The 18,417-nt window shown below is 41.1% G+C and carries 16 protein-coding genes; 11 read left to right on the forward strand and 5 right to left on the reverse strand.

All coding sequences use genetic code 11. The features are described from left to right. Positions 1–109 precede the first annotated feature (109 nt). The 10 genes from ccmA to MTF64_RS03330 are packed head-to-tail and all read left to right on the forward strand — an operon-like array spanning position 110 to position 7,825. Entirely contained in the window at positions 110–730 is a 621-nt protein-coding gene (ccmA, locus tag MTF64_RS03285; RefSeq protein ID WP_095206646.1) for a cytochrome c biogenesis heme-transporting ATPase CcmA, read from the forward strand. Next, a complete protein-coding gene (gene ccmB, locus MTF64_RS03290; RefSeq protein WP_004588321.1) occupies positions 730–1,416 on the forward strand; it encodes a heme exporter protein CcmB in 687 nt (228 codons plus the stop codon). The genes ccmA and ccmB overlap by 1 nt, the downstream gene beginning before the upstream one ends. A 1-nt stretch (position 1,417) precedes the next feature. Continuing rightward, positions 1,418–2,155: a heme ABC transporter permease gene (locus tag MTF64_RS03295; protein ID WP_248450566.1), complete on the forward strand. Its 738-nt coding sequence runs from the start codon at positions 1,418–1,420 to the stop codon at positions 2,153–2,155. Positions 2,156–2,158: 3 nt separating this feature from the next. Continuing rightward, a complete protein-coding gene (gene ccmD, locus MTF64_RS03300) occupies positions 2,159–2,362 on the forward strand; it encodes a heme exporter protein CcmD (RefSeq protein WP_004588323.1) in 204 nt (67 codons plus the stop codon). Next, positions 2,359–2,838, forward strand: a complete 480-nt coding sequence (gene ccmE / locus MTF64_RS03305) for a cytochrome c maturation protein CcmE (RefSeq protein ID WP_248450567.1) — start codon at positions 2,359–2,361, stop codon at positions 2,836–2,838. Before ccmD ends, ccmE begins: the two co-directional genes overlap by 4 nt. A 1-nt stretch (position 2,839) precedes the next feature. Next, positions 2,840–4,804 (forward strand): heme lyase CcmF/NrfE family subunit, encoded by a 1,965-nt coding sequence (locus MTF64_RS03310; RefSeq protein ID WP_096041368.1) that lies wholly within the window; start codon positions 2,840–2,842, stop codon positions 4,802–4,804. Beyond that, entirely contained in the window at positions 4,804–5,373 is a 570-nt protein-coding gene (locus tag MTF64_RS03315) for a redoxin family protein (RefSeq protein ID WP_029773820.1), read from the forward strand. Before MTF64_RS03310 ends, MTF64_RS03315 begins: the two co-directional genes overlap by 1 nt. Then, on the forward strand, positions 5,373–5,834 hold the full coding sequence (locus MTF64_RS03320; RefSeq protein WP_004588327.1) for a cytochrome c-type biogenesis protein: 462 nt from the start codon (positions 5,373–5,375) through the stop codon (positions 5,832–5,834). Before MTF64_RS03315 ends, MTF64_RS03320 begins: the two co-directional genes overlap by 1 nt. Further along, positions 5,834–7,084, forward strand: coding sequence for a c-type cytochrome biogenesis protein CcmI (gene ccmI / locus MTF64_RS03325; protein ID WP_248450569.1), 1,251 nt, complete (start codon positions 5,834–5,836; stop codon positions 7,082–7,084). Before MTF64_RS03320 ends, ccmI begins: the two co-directional genes overlap by 1 nt. A gap of 9 nt (positions 7,085–7,093) precedes the next feature. Continuing rightward, positions 7,094–7,825 (forward strand): VacJ family lipoprotein, encoded by a 732-nt coding sequence (locus tag MTF64_RS03330; RefSeq protein ID WP_004588329.1) that lies wholly within the window; start codon positions 7,094–7,096, stop codon positions 7,823–7,825. A gap of 83 nt (positions 7,826–7,908) precedes the next feature. On the opposite strand, the gene MTF64_RS03335 is transcribed toward MTF64_RS03330, so the two are convergent. Next, positions 7,909–9,132: an HDOD domain-containing protein gene (locus MTF64_RS03335; RefSeq protein WP_248450571.1), complete on the reverse strand. Its 1,224-nt coding sequence runs from the start codon at positions 9,130–9,132 to the stop codon at positions 7,909–7,911. Between the two features lie 334 nt (positions 9,133–9,466). Between MTF64_RS03335 and putP the strand changes: the two genes are divergently transcribed. After that, positions 9,467–10,945, forward strand: coding sequence for a sodium/proline symporter PutP (gene putP, locus MTF64_RS03340; protein WP_054983014.1), 1,479 nt, complete (start codon positions 9,467–9,469; stop codon positions 10,943–10,945). A gap of 116 nt (positions 10,946–11,061) precedes the next feature. Here putP and fahA read toward each other — a convergent pair whose 3' ends face one another. From fahA to MTF64_RS03360, 4 genes are all read right to left on the reverse strand, one after another. Next, positions 11,062–12,375: a fumarylacetoacetase gene (gene fahA / locus MTF64_RS03345; RefSeq protein ID WP_096739272.1), complete on the reverse strand. Its 1,314-nt coding sequence runs from the start codon at positions 12,373–12,375 to the stop codon at positions 11,062–11,064. 130 nt (positions 12,376–12,505) lie between these two features. Further along, positions 12,506–13,552 (reverse strand): 4-hydroxyphenylpyruvate dioxygenase, encoded by a 1,047-nt coding sequence (gene hppD / locus MTF64_RS03350; protein WP_004588333.1) that lies wholly within the window; start codon positions 13,550–13,552, stop codon positions 12,506–12,508. Positions 13,553–13,860: 308 nt separating this feature from the next. Continuing rightward, the gene (locus MTF64_RS03355) at positions 13,861–16,608 is read right to left on the reverse strand and encodes a metallophosphoesterase (protein ID WP_248450573.1); all 2,748 of its coding nucleotides are present in this window, start codon (positions 16,606–16,608) and stop codon (positions 13,861–13,863) included. Between the two features lie 145 nt (positions 16,609–16,753). After that, positions 16,754–18,247: a peptide MFS transporter gene (locus MTF64_RS03360; RefSeq protein WP_024032295.1), complete on the reverse strand. Its 1,494-nt coding sequence runs from the start codon at positions 18,245–18,247 to the stop codon at positions 16,754–16,756. Between the last annotated feature and the right edge of the window lie 170 nt (positions 18,248–18,417).

Here is an 18,417-nt window from a genome sequence, read left to right on the forward strand (position 1 = left end):
TTAAATCAAGTTTTCGCTAATTTTCGTGAATCGATTTTAAAGCAATATTCGTATTACCCTATCATTATGGTAGACTAACGCCTAATTTTTGGCATAGAGAAACGTCATCTTGTTACACATTAAGTCCGTCACCTGCATCAAGCAAGAACGTTGTTTGTTTGCGGATCTTAATTTTAGCCTAAATAGCGGTCAAATCATGCAATTAGCGGGTCCTAACGGGGCTGGCAAAACATCATTATTGCGTATTGTCGCAGGCTTTAGTGTGCCTGATGAAGGCGCTATTTTTTATAACCAGCAAGCTATTGCCAAGCATTATGAAGAGTACGCCACAGACCTGCTATTTATAGGCCATAAAACCGGTGTCAATGTGCAGCTCAGCGCACTGGAAAACGTACGCCATTGGTTGCACATTAACGGCTATACAAATGAGCCCGACTTATATCCAATTTTAGCTAAGCTTGGCTTAGTGGGCCTTGAAGATGTGCCGGTAAGAATGCTCTCTGCAGGGCAGCAGCGTCGTGTCGCTTTAGTGCGATTATGGTTAAGCGATGCAAAACTATGGGTGCTTGATGAACCCTTTACTGCACTTGATAAAAATGGCGTTGCATTTTTACAACAACGTTTTTCTGAGCATTTAAAAAGTGGTGGCGCTATTTTACTAACAACCCATCAAGATTTAACAACACAGTTTGAAAACCTACAAACGGTGACCTTGGAGTATCGTTACTGATGACTCGTCAACATTCATATTGGCTGCTGTTTAGTGCGGTATTTAGTAAAGATGTAAAGCTTGCGTTTCGCCAGCGCGCTGAAATTATCAATCCTATCTTGTTTTTTCTCATTGTTATTTCTTTATTTCCGTTAGCAATTGGCCCAGAGCCCGGTCTATTAAACAGAATGGCGCCAGGTATTATTTGGGTAGCAGCTTTGCTCTCTACCATGCTTGGACTCGATAAATTATTCAGAGACGACTATAACGATGGCTCGTTAGAGCAGTTAATTGCTTCATCGTACCCGCTATCACTCACCGTGTTGGCTAAAGTCGCGGCGCATTGGGTAGTTACCGGTTTACCATTAGTATTAATGACACCGTTATTTGCTTTATTGCTTAATTTAGAGAGCTCTGCGCTGTTAGCGACCGTATTAACATTATTATTAGGCACGCCATTATTAAGCTTTATTGGTGCAATTGGGGCTGGCCTTACTGTGGGATTACAAAAAGGCGGCATTTTAATGAGCCTATTAGTGTTGCCTTTGTATATTCCTGTTTTAATTTTTGCAACGTCAGCCATTGATACCAGTACTATGTCGCTGGATTATAGTGGGCAGCTTGCCATTCTTGGGGCCATGTTAGTAGTTGCTATTATGTGTGCACCCATCGCCATATCGTCAGCATTAAAAGTGAGTGTAAGTTAATATGTGGAAGTGGTTACATCCCTACGCAAAAGCAGAGCGCGCATATCAATTATGTAATACGTTACTGCCTTATTTTGCCGTTGTTACGGTTATAAGTATGCTTGTTGGTTGGATTTGGGGCTTAGGTTTTGCACCAGCTGATTATCAACAAAAAGACAGCTACCGTATTATTTTCATTCACGTTCCATCGGCTATTTTGTCTATGGGCGCATACTCTTCTATGGCTATAGCAGCTATTGTCGCTTTAGTGTGGCAATTACGTAACGCTGAACTTGCTGTAATTGCTATTGCCCCGGTGGGAGCATGTGTTACAGCTATTGCCTTAATTACCGGCGCTGCATGGGGTAAACCTATGTGGGGTGCTTGGTGGGTATGGGATGCACGTTTAACCTCTGAACTTATTTTATTGTTTTTATACTTAGGCGTGCTGTCGCTTTACCATGCCTTTGAAGATAAAAAATCAGCAGGGCGCGCAGCGTCTATTTTAGCCATTGTAGGGGTAATTAATTTACCTGTTATTCACTACTCCGTAGAGTGGTGGAACACTCTGCACCAAGGCGCAACAATCACAAAGCTTGATACAAAAGCCATTGACCCAAGTATGTTTTGGCCGCTTATAGTAAATATTTTAGCGTTTGCAGCGTTTGTGGGCACTGTAACGTTAATTCGCCTTAAAAATGAAATATTACAACGTGAAAAGCATCGACCTTGGGTTCGAGCCTTGTTAAGTAAGGGGTAAATTATGCAGTTTGACTCTTTTTCTGATTTTATTGCAATGGGAGGCTACGGGTTTTACGTGTGGCTTTCATTTGGTACATGCGCCTTAATTTTGTTAGGCATTTTATTTAGCTCTTTACGTGATACAAAACGTATTATGGCCTCAGTAGAGCAGCAAGTTGCGCGCGAAGCGCGAATTAAAAAAGCGAAGCAGGAACAAATCTCATGAACCCAAGACGTAAAAAACGCCTATTGGTAATTATTGCAGTACTGTTTGGTATTGGTGCCTCTGTAGGCCTAGTGCTTTATGCGCTACAAGAAAACATAAACTTATTTTATACACCAAGCGAGCTAATAGACGGCAAAGGCCCAGATAAAGAAAAACCGCAAATAGGGCAAAAGTTGCGTATTGGCGGTATGGTTGTGCCGGGTTCTGTCATTCGTAATGAACAAAGTTTAGAAGTCAGCTTTAAACTGATTGATACCGGGCCATTAGTAACAATTAAATACCAAGGCATTTTGCCTGACTTATTTCGCGAAGGCCAAGGTATTGTAGCGCAAGGTGTGCTTGTAGAACCAAACGTGATTGAAGCTTTTGAAGTACTGGCTAAGCATGATGAAGAATACATGCCAGCAGAAGTAGCAGAAGCCGTAAAAGGAATTAAACACGAAAAACCAAAATACAACCTAGATAGCGGTAGCTAATATGATCCCAGAACTTGGTTATTTTTCTTTAACGCTTGCCATGGTGCTAAGCGTTTTACTGTGTATTTTTCCGCTATGGGGCGCGCATACCGGTAATCTTCGTTTAATGCGTGCGGCCCCGTCTTTAGCCGTTGGGCAATTTGCTTTTGTACTTCTCTCGTTTGCTGCGCTTATCTATGCCAGCTTAACAGATGACTTTACGGTATCTTATGTGGCGTATCATTCAAGTAGTACGTTGCCTTGGTATTATAAAATTACCTCTACGTGGGGTGGGCACGAAGGCGCTATTTTACTGTGGCTTGTAATGCAAGCAGGGTGGACCGCCGTAGTTGCTATGCGTTCTAAATCCCTACCTTGGGTGTTGCGTGCACGCGTTTTAGGTGTGCTTGGCTTTTTAGGTGTCGGTTTTATGATGTACACACTACTGCTTTCAAGTCCGTTTGAACGCTTACTGCCGTATTTCCCTGTTGAAGGGCGTGATTTAAATCCGCTACTACAAGACCCCGGTATGATCATTCATCCGCCATTACTGTATATGGGATATGTAGGGTTATCGGTTGCGTTTTCATTTGCTATTGCAGCACTTTTAACAGGTAAACTTGATAACACCTGGGCTAAATGGTCTCGCCCATGGACGATGACTGCTTGGGGCTTTTTAAGTTTAGGAATAACTATAGGCAGCTGGTGGGCTTACTCTGAGCTTGGCTGGGGTGGCTGGTGGTTTTGGGATCCGGTAGAAAACGCATCGCTTATGCCCTGGCTAGTTGCTACGGCTTTATTGCACTCTTTGAGCGTGACAGAAAAGCGCGGTGTATTTAAATCGTGGACTGTGCTGCTTGCCATCGCTGCATTTTCACTGAGCTTATTAGGCACCTTTATTGTTCGCTCAGGCATTATTGTATCGGTGCATGCATTTGCCACTGACCCCGATAGAGGTTTATTTATTCTAGCCTTTTTAGGCATTGTTGTTGGCGGCGGTTTATCGTTGTATGCGCTGCGCGTATCACAAGTTAAAAGCGAAGGCCGTTACAAGTTTGTATCACGCGAAGTGGCCTTATGGCTTAACAACATCTTTTTAGTGGTAGCCACATTAATTGTTCTTTTAGGTACTTTGTTACCTATGGTGCATAAAGAAATGGGCCTAGGCAGTATTTCTATTGGCGAACCGTTCTTTAATAAAATGTTTGCCATTTTATTAGTACCATTTGCCATATTAATGGGAATAGGGCCTTTTCTTCGTTGGAAACAAAACAAGTGGGCTGTACTACAAAATAAAGTATTAATAGGTGTGTTAATAAGTGTTGTTATTACCTGTGCGTGGTTGTTCTCAAGCTACGATGTCGTAAAACCACTTACATTATTAGCCACCACCTTAGGTGTATGGGTTGCAGTCTCTACTGCCATAGATTTATTCGCCAAGGCGTCGGTTCACGGGACGCTAAAAGAAGGTATTAAACGTTTAGGTATTAGCTACTGGGCTATGGTGCTAGGTCACGTTGGTTTAGCATTTGTTATTGCAGGCGTTACGCTTACTTCGGCGTACTCGGTAGAGCGTGATGTTTCTATGAAGCAAGGCGATATTGTCACGCTTAACCAATACGAATACCGATTTGATGGCGTTAAAGCAATACGCGGCCCTAACTACAGTGGGCATGCTGGTGTAGTGTCGGTATTCAATAACGATAAGCTAGTGACTGAGTTACATGCAGAAAAACGCAAATACGATATTGGTATGCAATTTATGACCGAAGCGGCAATTGATGCCGGCTTTACTCGCGACCTATATTTAGCGCTCGGTGAGCAATTAAGTAAAGGGGCATGGTCACTGCGTATTTATCACAAACCGTTCGTGCGTTGGATGTGGATAGGCGGTGTACTTATATCGCTTGCAGGGTTTATGATTTTATTCGATAAACGCTACCGTACATCAGCAAGTACACGCAAAAAAGCGTTGGAGAATGCGTAATGAACCGTAAAATTTTAGCTTTAGCACCGTTATTAATATTCATATTTTTATGTGTATTTTTGTATCAAGGTTTGTTTGCCAACCCGCGTGAAATTCAAACCGGACGACTAGGCCAAACGATGCCTGCGTTTAACCTGCCTGATTTAATGCAAGATGATAAGCGCTGGACAGATGAAAGCCTAAAAGGCGAAGTTTATTTACTTAATGTATGGGGGACTTGGTGCCCTACATGTTTAGTTGAACTAGGGTATTTAACTAAGCTACGCGAGCAAGGCGTAAAAATTATTGGTTTGTACTATGTACAAGGGTACGATGCCGATTTTGATGGCCCATTTGATATGCAGGCTTTGCGCACCGATGTGAGCGATATGCTCAGCCGTGCTGGCGACCCATACCAATTTAATATTTTAGACTTGCACCGTACCTTGTCACTTGATTTAGGTGTATCAGGTGCCCCTGAAACATTCTTAGTGGATAAAACGGGTAAAATTTTATTACACCATACAGGGGATCTAAACCCGCGCGTATGGCGTGCTAAATTTGCCCCTGTTATGCAGGAGCTAAATTAATGCGAGTGTTTTTATTAACCCTGAGCTTTTTTATAAGTATGGCAGTGTATGCCGAGCAAGATCGCTACCAGTTTGACAATAACCAGCAAGCCGTTCGCTTTGAAGAGTTAACCAAAGAGCTCAGGTGCCCTAAATGTCAAAACCAAAATATTGCAGACTCTGATGCCATTGTTGCAAAAGATTTACGCGACAAGGTACTCGCGCTGGTAAAAGAAGGTAAAACAAAAGACGAAGTAATCGATTACATGATAGACAGATACGGTTATTTTGTTCATTACGATCCGCCTGTAACACCGGCCACATTAGTACTTTGGGTTTTACCTGTACTTATTGTTATTTTGGGTTTTGGTTTTATTGTAATTCGCCAGCGTAAGGCGTCAGTTAAGCAAACCTGGAACAGCGATGATGAAGCAAAACTTGCTAAGTTAATTGCAGAAAATAAACGTCAGGAGCAAAATTAATGATTTTAATGTGGGCGTGTTTTGCTTTACTCACACTAATTGCACTGGCTTTTATTATGTTGCCTTTTTTAAAAAAAGAGCGCGTGCAAACCATTACTCACAATGCTAATGCAGAATTGATCAGCATTTACGAGCAGCGTTTAGTTGAGCTGCAAAACGACTTAGACAATCAACGTATTGATGCGCAAAGCCATAGTGAATCGGTTATTGAGCTAAAACGTCGTTTATTGAACGAGCTTTCGCCAGAAAAATCGCTTAATAGCAAAGGTAATAACCGTATTTTTGCTTTAACAGGCGCAGCATTTTTATTAGCCCTCACCGGTGTTTTTTACACCTTTACAGGGAGCCAGCAGCAAATAGCAGCGTGGTATGATGCAATGGATAACCTTGCAGATTATGGCGAGCGTGCGGTAATGCAAAAAGGTGAGCCTCTTACTCAAAACGAGCTGCAAGCGTTTGCTTTAGCGCTGCGCACTAAGCTTAATGAATCAGGCGATGACGAAGTTGCGTGGATGTTGCTTGGACGTGTAGCTATGTCGTTAAACGAATTTGATATGGCGCAGCAATCGTTTGATAAAGCCCTGCGAATGAACCCAGACAATATGCAAGTACTCATTAGCTACAGCCAAGTTTTACTGCTTGAAGGCAGCGAAGAGAACATGACGCGTGCAGCGGGTATGCTATCTAAAGTGCTAAAGGTTGAACCAACAAACCTTGATGCTATTTCTTTATTAGCGCTTATTGCCTATGAGCGCAAGGACTGGCCGCAAGCCAAAGCGGCGTTTGAAGTATTACTGGCAAGCATGGATAAAAGCGATACGCGTTATTCAATGATAGCGCAGCGTATTTCCGATATAGAGCAACAAATGCAAAATGAGGGCTCTGTAATGCCGGTCTCTGCTAACAGTGCTATTAGTGTTACTGTGAGCTTAGCAGATGAGCTTTTCGATAAGCAGCCACAGCAGGGGACTTTATTTATTTTTGCCAAGGCTGCTCAAGGCTCTCCTATGCCATTAGCGGTTGTTAAACTAAATGAATACAGCTTTCCGCTAACGGTGCAACTCACTGATGCTAATGCAATGGTTGATGGGTTAAACTTATCAAGTGCTAAAGATATTGTGATCACAGCGCGGATCTCAATCGATGAGTCAGTTATGCCAAGTAGTGGTGAGTTAGAGGGGCACTCTGAGACACTACAACGTGAAAACGTAAGTGACTACCAACTTCAAATTGATACATTAATACCTTAAGGACATTAGATGTTAAAGCATAGTTTTACTTTTTTATGTTTATTGGTGCTAGCCGGATGTGCACAAGTACCAGAAAACAAAGTTGATGAGCGCGATCCGCTACAAAGCATTAACCGTCCATTGTACGACTTTAATATGGATATTCTTGATGCTTATATTTTACGCCCTGTGGCTGTAGGGTATGTAGAAGTGACCCCTGTACCTGTACGCAATGGGATTGTTAACTTTACCGATAATATTAGTGCGCCTGTTGATATGATAAATGCAGGGCTACAAGGTAAAGCGGGCAACGCAGGCGTGAGTTTAGCGCGTTTTTTAGTTAACTCTACGGTAGGTGTGTTTGGTATTTTTGATGTTGCAAGTTCACTTGGACTTGAGCTGGTAGATGAAGACTTTGGCCAAACATTGGGCGTGTGGGGCGTTGGCGACGGCGCATATATTATGCTGCCAGCAATGGGACCGACTACAGCACGTAACTTAACAGGCGATGTAGTTGATAACTTTGTGTTACCAGAAATCGCCTTGACTACGCCTCAAACTATTTTAGTTTTTGCGCTTAAAGCGGTTGAAGCTCGTGCTTCGCTTATCCCGCAAGAAGGCTTACTTAATGATTCACTCGACCCGTATTTATTTGTTAAAGACATATACTTTCAGCGTCAGCTTTATGAGCTATACGACGGCAATCCTCCAATCAAAGAAGAGCCCGAAGACTTTGATGAAGACTTCTTAGAAAGCCTATAAATAACAGCTATAAAAAAATGCCAGCAATTGCTGGCATTTTTTTATGTGTATTTTGAGCTTAAATAAATAAGCCATAATGTTTATTATTCTTTAACCATCAGCTGCATTTGCTCATTAACCCACGTTAAGGCGTCATGGTATGCATTGGCAACTTCTTCGCCTAAATTTAATTGTTTTGCAATTTCGTTGGCGGCTTGCCAATCTGCGTGCTCATAAAACTTAACCAAGTTTAGATACTGAGCAAGCAGGCCTTCGTCATTCAATAGCGCAGCTTTTATCTCTGCAGACAGCGGGAGCTTTTGCATAACGCTTTCCATGGTTTCATCTAAAATGGCGTCCATAAGCGACATCATACCAGTTAAAAAGGCCATACCGGTATCTTTAAACTGCCCGTGTGAAATAGCAAGTAGTTCGCCAAATCGTGCACGTGTTAGCGAAAGCCTAATTAGCTCAACAGGTTTATCGGCAGAAACTTGCGCTGCAAATAACAAAGATAACAGCTTTTTAATTTCGTTAGCGCCAAGGACGATGAGTGCTTGTTTGATTGTGTTTATTTCGGCTCTGCGCGCAAACGCAGCTGAGTTTGAATAACGCAATAACTTGTATGATAGATTTACGTCACGTTCAAACACATCGGTTATCTTTTTAAGATCCATTTCAACAGATGAGGTTTCGTAAAGCAGCTCTGCTAATGCCATTTCTGATGGCGGTAGTGCTTTACTTTGTACCATTTCAGGCTTTGAAAAAAAGAACCCCTGAAAATATTCAAACCCAAGCTCTAGAGCTAAATTATAAGCTTCATAGGTTTCTACTTTTTCAGCTAAAAGCTTGATGTGTGGATAGGCTTTAATATCGTTAATTATGGTTTTTATTGCACTTTCATCAGTGGTTAAAAAGTCTATTTTTAAAATATCGATAAACGGGTAAAAATGGCGCCATACTGGTTGGTGAATGTAATCATCAAGCGCTAGGGTGTAGCCTTTTTCTTTTAAATCTTTAACAATAGCCAGTAAGCGCTTACCTGGTTGTACTGTTTCAAGGATTTCTACAACGACCGTCTCTTTCCCTAACATAGTAGGGTAACCTTTAAGTAAGGTTTCTAGAGTAAAGTTAATATAGGCGGGTTTGTTGCCAGTTAAATCTTCTAAGCCAAAATTAAACTGACTCCCTTCGATTAGTTTCGTTGTTGCTTCGTCACCGTCTATGTCTGGAAATACATTATCAACGCCATCACGAAATAATAACTCGTATCCAACAAGCTCCTTTTCGCGGTCTAAAATAGGTTGGCGTGCAGCATAAAAATACATAAATAGTTCCGTACAAAATAATAATTATTAGCAATGGCTATAATATATGGCAAAACGTTCGAAATAGCATTAGGTAATTGTTATTGATTTAATGAATTGTTATTAAATATTAGCTATATATGTAAATAAATTTACAGTATATCGGGTGCTTGAGGGTTAAATAGTCAATGCGACTGTTTTTTGTTCACTTCAGTGTGACAAGTTGGAGTTATCACCTTTAAGCATGGTATAGTCAAGACGGATGGTTTTTACCCCAATAGTGTCTTTATTATAATATTTTAAGAGTCATTATTAGGATTAAAAGCCTGTTTTATACAACTTTGTGGAGGCGAATTTGGAAACAGGAATGATTATTTCACTGGTATTGTATTTTATAGTCATGCTTGGCATTGGACTTTATGCATACAAACAGTCTACAAGTGATGTTTCGGGTTATATGCTAGGTGGACGTAGCTTATCTCCAAGTGTTGCAGCATTATCTGCTGGCGCATCGGATATGAGCGGTTGGATTTTAATGGGCTTACCTGGCGCTATGTTCGTTACTGGCTTTAGTAGCACATGGATAGCAATAGGCTTGGTTATTGGTGCGTGGTTAAACTACTTTTTAGTTGCGCCTCGTTTGCGTGTTTACACTGAAAAAGCAAACGACTCAATCACAATCCCAGACTACTTCTCTAATCGTTTTAATGATAAATCAAACCTTTTACGTGTAGTTTCTGCGGTAGTAATTATTGTGTTCTTTACGCTTTATACATCATCAGGTGTTGTAGCAGGCGGTAAATTGTTTGAAAGCTCATTTGGCTTAAGTTACGAAATGGGTTTATACATCACCACTGGTGTTGTTGTTTTATATACCTTATTTGGTGGCTTCTTAGCAGTTAGCTTAACTGACTTTGTGCAAGGCTGTATTATGTTTATTGCCTTGATACTGGTACCGACCGTTGCTTACTCTTTATTAGATCAACCGCTAGAGTCAACGCTTCATAGCGTTAACCCCGATATGCTTAATTGGATAGGTGCAGGCTCTGCATTAGGGATTATTTCGGCAATGGCGTGGGGCTTAGGCTACTTTGGTCAACCTCATATTATTGTACGTTTTATGTCGGTGCGTAGCGTAAAAGATATGCCAACGGCTCGCCGTATTGGTATGACATGGATGATAGTTGCAGCCATTGGTGCTGTGGGTACTGGTTTATTTGGTGCAGCGTACACTTACGAAAACAACATTGTTGTTGAAGACCCAGAAACCATTTTCTTAATTCTTTCTGAGTTATTATTCCACCCATTAATTGCAGGTTTCTTATTGGCGGCTATTTTAGCTGCAATCATGAGTACAATTTCTTCGCAGTTACTTGTTAGCTCAAGTTCGTTAACTGAAGATTTTTACAAAACGTTTTTACGCAAAGAAGCAAGCGACACAGAGCTTGTTACTGTAGGGCGTATTAGTGTAGCAGCAGTCGCTTTGTGTGCTATTTACTTAGCGTACGATAGAGACAGCTCAATATTAAGCTTAGTAAGTAATGCATGGGCAGGTTTTGGTGCGGCATTTGGCCCACTGGTTTTATTTAGCCTGTACTGGAAACGCATGAACTTTGAAGGCGCACTAGCAGGTATGGTTGTAGGTGCAGGTACGGTTCTGTTTTGGATTTACTCACCATTTATGATTGATGGGCAAAGCTTAAGCAGTTACATGTACGAAATTGTACCAGGCTTTATTTTAGCAAGTATTGCAATTGTCGTTGTAAGCTTAGCGACGAAAGAGCCAGCGCAAAATATTACTGCGCTATTTGATGAGGTTGAAAAAGACCTTTAATCAACCCGTACTTTAGATACGAAAAAGCCACCTAGTTTAACTAGGTGGCTTTTTTATTTGCTATGTGTTGTCCTCAAATGTGTTTGCTTATTTAGGACATATCAATAACCAATAAGTTATTTAGCAGGTAATACTGTGCTTTCTACACTACCAAAGCCAATACGGGCATAGCCTGGCTTTTCGCACCAGCCGCGCATAATTACGTTATCGCCATCTTCTAAAAAGCTGCGCTGCTCACCATTACTCAGGGTTATTTTTTCTTTACCACCACGAGAAAGCTCTAATAAAGAACCCGCTTCTTCATGTGTAGGGCCTGACTGGGTGCCAGAGCCGAGCATATCACCTGGCATAAAGTTACAGCCATTTACAGTGTGATGGGTCACCATTTGCGCCACAGTCCAATATGAATGTTTGAAGCTTGAGGCAGAGACCTGCGTAGGTTGGTGGTTTTCATCACGCATTTTTTGAGTCTGAATTTTAACATCCATCTGGATATCAAATGCACCTTGCTCGCGGTTAGCGGCAGATTCTAGGTACGGCATTGGCTGTGGATCGTTTTCATCACGTGTCCAGCTAGTTCTAAAAGGTGCAAGTGCTTCAGTGGTGACAATCCAAGGCGATACGGTTGATGCAAAGTTTTTAGCTAAAAACGGGCCTAATGGTTGGTATTCCCATGCTTGTAAATCTCGTGCTGACCAATCATTAAATACACAAAAACCAAATACATGGTTTTCAGCGTTTTCAATGGCGATAGCATCACCCAGCTCATTGCCTTTGCCTAAGTAAATACCGAGCTCTAACTCGTAATCTAGGCGCTTACATGGGCCAAATGATGGAGTATCTGCATCGGGCGCTTTAGTTTGCCCTTTAGGGCGGTGAAACGTTTGCCCCGATACATCAATAGATGAAGAGCGGCCATGATAGCCAATCGGCACCCATTTATAGTTTGGTAAAAGCGGGTTGTCTGGTCTAAACAAGCTACCAACGGCGGTTGCATGGTAAATTGAGGTATAAAAGTCGGTGTAATCACCAATACGACACGGCAGTGAAAACTCTATATCAGCTTGAGCAATAAGGGTACTTTGCATTTCTTTTTGTTGCTGTGCGCCTTCACGCAATACTTTTGAAAGCGCTAAGCGCAGTGCTGACCAGTATTGCTCCCCTAAACCCATAAATGTATTTAGTGTTGATTCGCTTGCTGCATCCAGAGCTGTTTTAGCATCACCGGTAAAAATGTTTAAGTGGCTCAATTTTGCTAAATCAATAACCTGATCGCCAATAGCAACCCCGCCTCTAAATTTTTCATTTGTATTTTTAGTACGAAATTCTGCAAAAGGTAAATTTTGAATCGGGAAGTCACAGCCTTTAATATTGGCCGACTCTACCCAGCTAGTTAAATTAATGTCGTGGGTTTCGTTAATTTGGCTCATTACTTATCCTTTAGGTTTGATGTTGGGTGCATGCATTTATTTAAGCATACTTGTATCTTGCACCCTACTTTTTAAATATTAAAACGACAAAAAGCAGCGAAGATCGCTGCTTTTAATTTATTCAAAAAAGTTATAAAACGCCGCGGCGCTCTTGGTCTCGCTCAATTGACTCAAACAATGCTTGGAAATTACCTTCACCAAAACCACCATCATCTACACGTTGGATCATTTCTATAAAAATAGGTCCAAATAGGTTTTTAGAGAAAATTTGTAATAGGTAGCAGTTTTCACTTTGGCTATCGACTAATATTTGATGCTCGCGAATTTTTTCTTTATCTTCTGCAACCCACGGTACACGGTCAAAAATAGTGTCGTAATATTCAGGAATAATGTCTAAAGTAGCAATGGTCGATTTATCAAGCTTATCAAGCGAGCTAACTAAATCGTCAGTTAAAAACGCGAGATGTTGTACACCAGGGCCATTATATTCGCCTAAATACTCGTCTATTTGGTTGTTGTTATTGCCTTTACCTTCATTAATAGGAATTGAGAAGGTGCCACAGGGTGATTTTAATGCATACGATAGCAACGCTGTTTTTTGACCTTTAATATCGAAATAGCGTACTTCTGTAAAACCAAATACGTCTTTGTAAAAGTTTGCCCATGTTTCCATAGTGCCTTTGTAAACGTTATTAGTTAAGTGATCTATACGTATAAAGCCTTTATCTTCAACTACATTTGGTGATGATAAATCTTCAAAGTCAGACTCATAAATAGACCCTTTATCACCAAATTGCTCAATAAAGTAAATCAGGCTATCGCCAATACCGTAAATGGCGGGGTAAGGTAAGTCTTTATGGGTTGAGTCGGTTGCGGGTTTTGCACCACGTGCTACAGCTGTTTCAAATGCATGCTGTGCATCCTCAACGCGCCAACCCATAGAGCAAATTGCTGGGCCATGACTTTTTGCAAATTCAGCAGAAAAACCATCGCGTTCGTTATTTAGTAAAAAGTGAATGTCGTTTTGGTTGTAATAGACAATATCTTTGCCTTTAAATTTTTTTAATTTTGAAAAACCAAAATCAGTAAACACTTTATCCATGTAGTCTGCATCAGGTGTTGCGTATTCAGTAAACTCAATACCAACTAAACCTAGTGGATTATTTGCTTCACTCATTTTTATTACTCCTGCAATAAATATTGCTACTGCGATTATGTGTTGTTGTCGTGTTGAGCTAGATAATCAACTAGATTTTAAGTTTGGGGAAGAGGGGGAGCAGATTTAGCATTTGAGCAAACTGTAAATTTAATAAGACGTTTACTTAGTCAATAGGTTTATACCTTACGCTTTAGGGTAAACGAGCATGTATTAGCTTGATGCTTTTAGTTTATTAAAGTTTAAGGTATTGATATAAATAAATAAAAAAGAGGTTTTATAAAAATAAAACCTCTTTTAAAAATGTAGTTACGTAATGTTTTTTGTATTTAATTGTTTACGCTTTGTGTACTGTTGTTAAAAAATGTGTTGCGCTGCTCGAGCCAAAGATTAGGTTTTACGGTTGGAGCTGCTTGGTAATGGCGCTCAATAGCTTGGTTTAATACCCGTGTTGTAGGGGTAAATGTCAGCTTTGATTGTGCACTGCCTATGCTTTTAATTTCGTCTCGAGTCAGGGCGCGCCCAGCATATAAAAGAGCGTTTAAATAACCGGGCACTGTTTCAAAGTTGTTATCTGTAAAGAGTAAAACAGATGACGTTAATGCCCAGGTGTTATTTATTTCACCGTCTTCTTTCACACCAGCAAGCTCGCCGTCTATGTAAACTTCAAATACCCCATTACTGGGGGCGGTATAAAATACAAATGCAACTCGGTGCCAGTTTTCAGGCTCTGTTTGTCCAAAGTAACCACTATCACTGGTTGATTTACCATAACCGCCCGTTGGGTCGATAAACATATCGGCATCATCAGTGAGGTAATCTTGTGTGTTTGCTTGCATGATAGCGCGATAAATATCTTTGCCTTCTTCTGGCCAATATAAATCCATTACTAAGGTGTAATCAGAAACCATTCCTTCACTTGCATAATCACCATTGGCAGGTGTATTTAAGGTTATTAATAACCCCTCGGTAGGGGCGTGGCGTGAAAACGCCATTACACCTGAGCTGCCATCAGCAAAATCAGCAATACCAAGTGCTTGAGTTGTATTATATTGTGTTTCTTCAGGGCCCCAGTTTGTTTGTTCTGGGTCAAAATAGCTCAATACTGAAGGGCCATAATCTGCTGCCAAAGGGCTATTTGCATCGTCAAAATTCCACACTGTGACATTGCTTTGCTCATTACATGAAAAGAGTTGATTATCGGTATCTAGGTATAAGCACTGGCTTGTTCTAAAACGCGCATATTGATCAAGTAACCACCATGCTTCGTCAATGGCTTCAACGTTTGAAAACGTTACACCGCTAAAAAATAGCTCAGGATTAAGTGCTGCGCCTTTAAACAACGCAACCTGATAAGTGCTCGCAGCTTGTATATCATCTGGTTTGAGTAAAAACCAATCTGGCTGACTGGCAAACATGGTGTTTAAATCGCTACCTGTAACCGTTACGCTATATAACGAATTAAAGCCAGGAGTGTTAGAGGGCTGGCGCTCAACATAGTAGGCTTTATGAAAGTCTTCTTGCGTTAAGGTCCCTGGTGTCCACCTTGTTTGTACTAATTCTGGGTTAAGCAGGGCCACCGTTATATCACTTGCATGGGCTGCAGCTAAAGCCGTTATTTCTGCAAGTTCTAAACTACTTGGGTAGTTTTCAGAAATAGCAATTTCTGTATTTGCATCAGGCGCATAGCGGCCCATAATTTCATCAATTGCCAGTTTAGTTGGTTCATCACGTTCGCTGATGCTGTCAGTTTCAATGGTGCTGTAATCTATTGTTGGCGATGTTTTATCTTGCAAGTTAAACGTGAGAGTAACATCGGTGATGCCTTTGGCGTAAAAATCTGGCTGAATAACCACAGCGCCGTTCTCGAGCGTATTATAACTTTCACCGCCATGAGTATGGCCGCCTAACACTAAATCAATACCGCTTACATCGGTTGCCATATCAATGTCTAAGCCTTCACCTAAATGGCTTAGCATTACCATGTAGTCAACATCGTCTTGGTATTGGTTTACTATACTTTGTGCTATTTGTTGCCACTGCCAGCTCATTTTAAATTGTTTGATAAAATCAGGTATAGGCTCATCATCTATCGGTTCGTCTAGCTCGTTCCAAGGTACTGAGGTCATACCAAATACACCTAAGGTCACACAGCCTACTTGTACTTTAGCAAAGCCTACAGCGGCAAAATCTTGTAATTGTTCGCCTTCATAGCGTGTATTACTGGCAAGTACTATGGCGTTATCATCTTGCGAGTAGCTTAATAACTTTTCTGGCCCCCATGCATAGTCGTGATTTCCTACCACACGTAAATCAAACTGCATGGCTTTAATGGCTTCTTCTGTAGCGCTACCTTGTGATAGTTGCTCAGCAACAGTGCCTTTTTCGTAGTCATCACCCCCGTTGGTAAAAAGGGTATGCGGCGTTTGTGCAAGTACTTGGTTGTAGTAGGCTTTTATGCGGCTAAAGTATTGCTCCTCATAACCGAATCGCGCATGTAGGTCGGCAACATGAACAAATCTAACCGATTGCTCTGTGGCTGTGGCATCACACGTTGGGCCTATAGCAGCAAAGGCCTCATTGCGCTGCATCATAATAGCGAAGGTTCCTAGTGTTGTTACTTGCGCACTTACAAACCCATCTGCAACAAAAGAGTTATCAATAACTTCCCAGCCATCGCCAGATTGTCTAGCAATAAATAGCTGGCCTCCTAATTGGTAATCATCAGGTATTTTTATGCTGATAGTAATTGGATCACTAAAAGAAAGCGTACTTGGGGTGAGTAGGTGTATATCTGAGATAATATTTAGTAGTGCATTTGCATCATCTAATACTGTTTTTTCGTGTGTAAGTTCAGTGTTTTGAGAGACGGCATTGGCAGGTACAGTCAGTAAAAAGCTTCCTTCATCAAGGCTGACATCTAAACCTGTAGTTGTAGATACTGTTAACTCGCTAGGCTCAGGCTCAACGGGATCATTAGGGTTAGTTGTAACTTGATCGTCTGAACCACCACAGGCTGATAAAAAAACAATGCTTAAGGTTAAAAATAGGGTGTGAGATAAAGTTAACAAGCGCATGTACTGCGTCCCTGAGACTAGTTAAAAATTAATCAGCAGATGATAGCAGTTTACAGCGAGGTGATATAGAAATTTGAGAAAATTTCCCCCATAGCGGCTATGGGGGAAATTATAAATAGTATTACGCGTAATTAAACGTGCAATATTATGCAGCTTTTTCTTCTAGGCCTTGTTTTTCCCATACTTTCGCTTTAAAGCTCATAAGCACTAAAACAATACCTACGCCAATGCTAAATAAGGCAATTTGTAAGTATAAGTTAGGGATTTCTTCAACGTTATTTGGATCAAAGTTACCAGCCAGTAAGCCAGCAATAATGTTACCAATTGAATAAGTTAATACAAATACACCCATCATTTGGCCTGTGTAACGACGTGGCGAAAGTTTACTTACCGCACTTAATGCTACAGGGCTTAAACAAAGCTCACCTACTGTATGTAAAAAGTAAGTTGTTACTAGCCAGTATGGCGCTACTTTTAAGCCTTCAGCTGCGTAGTGAGCGGCCATAAACATAACTAAAAAGCCAGAAGCCATAATAATTAAGCCCATTGCACATTTTACGCTGTAAGTCGGCGATACCATCTTTTTAGATAAGTTAATCCAAAGCGCGGCAAAAAATGGCGATAAAGCAATAATAAATAGTGAGTTTAAAGATTGGAACCACGTAGTCGGAATTTCAAAAGTGCCAATAAGGCGATCTGTGTAATCACGGGCAAAGAGGTTAAGTGATGAACCTGCTTGCTCAAAGCCAGACCAAAAACACGCAGAGGCAACACATACTAAAAATAGTGCCCACATTCTTTGTTTTTCGCCCGCTGTTAATTTACCTGTAAAGTAAATAACCCCGAAATAAATAAAGAATATAATAGTAAACACAACAGCTGTGTAGCCTGCTACAACAGTTGGGTTAATTATAATTGCGCCCGTCATTGCTGCAGCGGTCACACCAGCGGCAATAACAACAAAAGCAGCAATACCAAACCATGCACGAGATGCACCTTTAGCGCTTAATGGGTTAGCAGGCAAAGCGCTGTGCTCTGGTAGATTGTTAAGCGTGCGCTTATATTGGATTAAGCCAATAGCCATACCCACAGCAGCTGCACCAAATGCCCAGTGCCAACCTACGTTTTCCATAAAGTAACCACATACGTAGTAACCAATTAAAGAACCTAAGTTAATACCCATGTAGTATATAGCGTAACCGCCATCACGGCGCTCATCAGCATCGCTGTATAACTGGCCTACCATTGCGCTGATATTTGGTTTTAGCAAACCAGTACCTGTAGCAACAAAGATCAAACCAATAAAAAATGAATACTCATGAGGCACGGCCAAAATAATATGGCCACACATGATGATGATACCGCCGTACCATACGGCCTTTTGACCACCGAATAATCTATCCGCTAGCCAACCACCCGGTAAGCCTAAGAAATAAACGGCACCTGTGTATAAACCGTAAATTGCAGCAGCTGATGCAACAGTAAAGGCAAGGCCTTCTTCTTGTAGGCTTGCTGTCATAAACAATACGAGCATCGCTCGCATGCCGTAGTAACTCATTCGTTCCCACATCTCAGTGAAGAACAATGTCGAAAGTCCTTTAGGGTGGCCAAACCAACCACTATCTGGAGCTGAACTCATATTTACTTCCTAACTTTAAGAATTGTTGTAATGGCCTTATAATTTTTTGCTTTAGCTGTTTTGTGCCATGGGGCACTAAAACGCTCGACCATCTGTATATTATTTGTAGCTAAGATAATGATTTGCTAAATGGTAGTAACACCACAAGGTAAGAGACACACCCTTATCCT

It is taken from the genome of Pseudoalteromonas sp. 2CM41L (assembly GCF_023161905.1).
GTDB classification, from domain to species: Bacteria; Pseudomonadota; Gammaproteobacteria; order Enterobacterales; family Alteromonadaceae; genus Pseudoalteromonas; species Pseudoalteromonas atlantica.

Coding starts and splice junctions, on each gene's coding strand:
- ccmD (WP_004588323.1), top strand. CDS start 2,159: ATGCAGTTTGACTCTTTTTCTGATTTTATTGCAATGGGAGGCTACGGG.
- MTF64_RS03335 (WP_248450571.1), bottom strand. CDS start 9,132: ATGTATTTTTATGCTGCACGCCAACCTATTTTAGACCGCGAAAAGGAG.
- MTF64_RS03355 (WP_248450573.1), bottom strand. CDS start 16,608: ATGCGCTTGTTAACTTTATCTCACACCCTATTTTTAACCTTAAGCATT.
- fahA (WP_096739272.1), bottom strand. CDS start 12,375: ATGAGCCAAATTAACGAAACCCACGACATTAATTTAACTAGCTGGGTA.
- ccmE (WP_248450567.1), top strand. CDS start 2,359: ATGAACCCAAGACGTAAAAAACGCCTATTGGTAATTATTGCAGTACTG.
- MTF64_RS03360 (WP_024032295.1), bottom strand. CDS start 18,247: ATGAGTTCAGCTCCAGATAGTGGTTGGTTTGGCCACCCTAAAGGACTT.
- MTF64_RS03320 (WP_004588327.1), top strand. CDS start 5,373: ATGCGAGTGTTTTTATTAACCCTGAGCTTTTTTATAAGTATGGCAGTG.
- ccmB (WP_004588321.1), top strand. CDS start 730: ATGACTCGTCAACATTCATATTGGCTGCTGTTTAGTGCGGTATTTAGT.
- MTF64_RS03330 (WP_004588329.1), top strand. CDS start 7,094: ATGTTAAAGCATAGTTTTACTTTTTTATGTTTATTGGTGCTAGCCGGA.
- MTF64_RS03310 (WP_096041368.1), top strand. CDS start 2,840: ATGATCCCAGAACTTGGTTATTTTTCTTTAACGCTTGCCATGGTGCTA.
- ccmI (WP_248450569.1), top strand. CDS start 5,834: ATGATTTTAATGTGGGCGTGTTTTGCTTTACTCACACTAATTGCACTG.
- MTF64_RS03315 (WP_029773820.1), top strand. CDS start 4,804: ATGAACCGTAAAATTTTAGCTTTAGCACCGTTATTAATATTCATATTT.
- hppD (WP_004588333.1), bottom strand. CDS start 13,552: ATGAGTGAAGCAAATAATCCACTAGGTTTAGTTGGTATTGAGTTTACT.
- MTF64_RS03295 (WP_248450566.1), top strand. CDS start 1,418: ATGTGGAAGTGGTTACATCCCTACGCAAAAGCAGAGCGCGCATATCAA.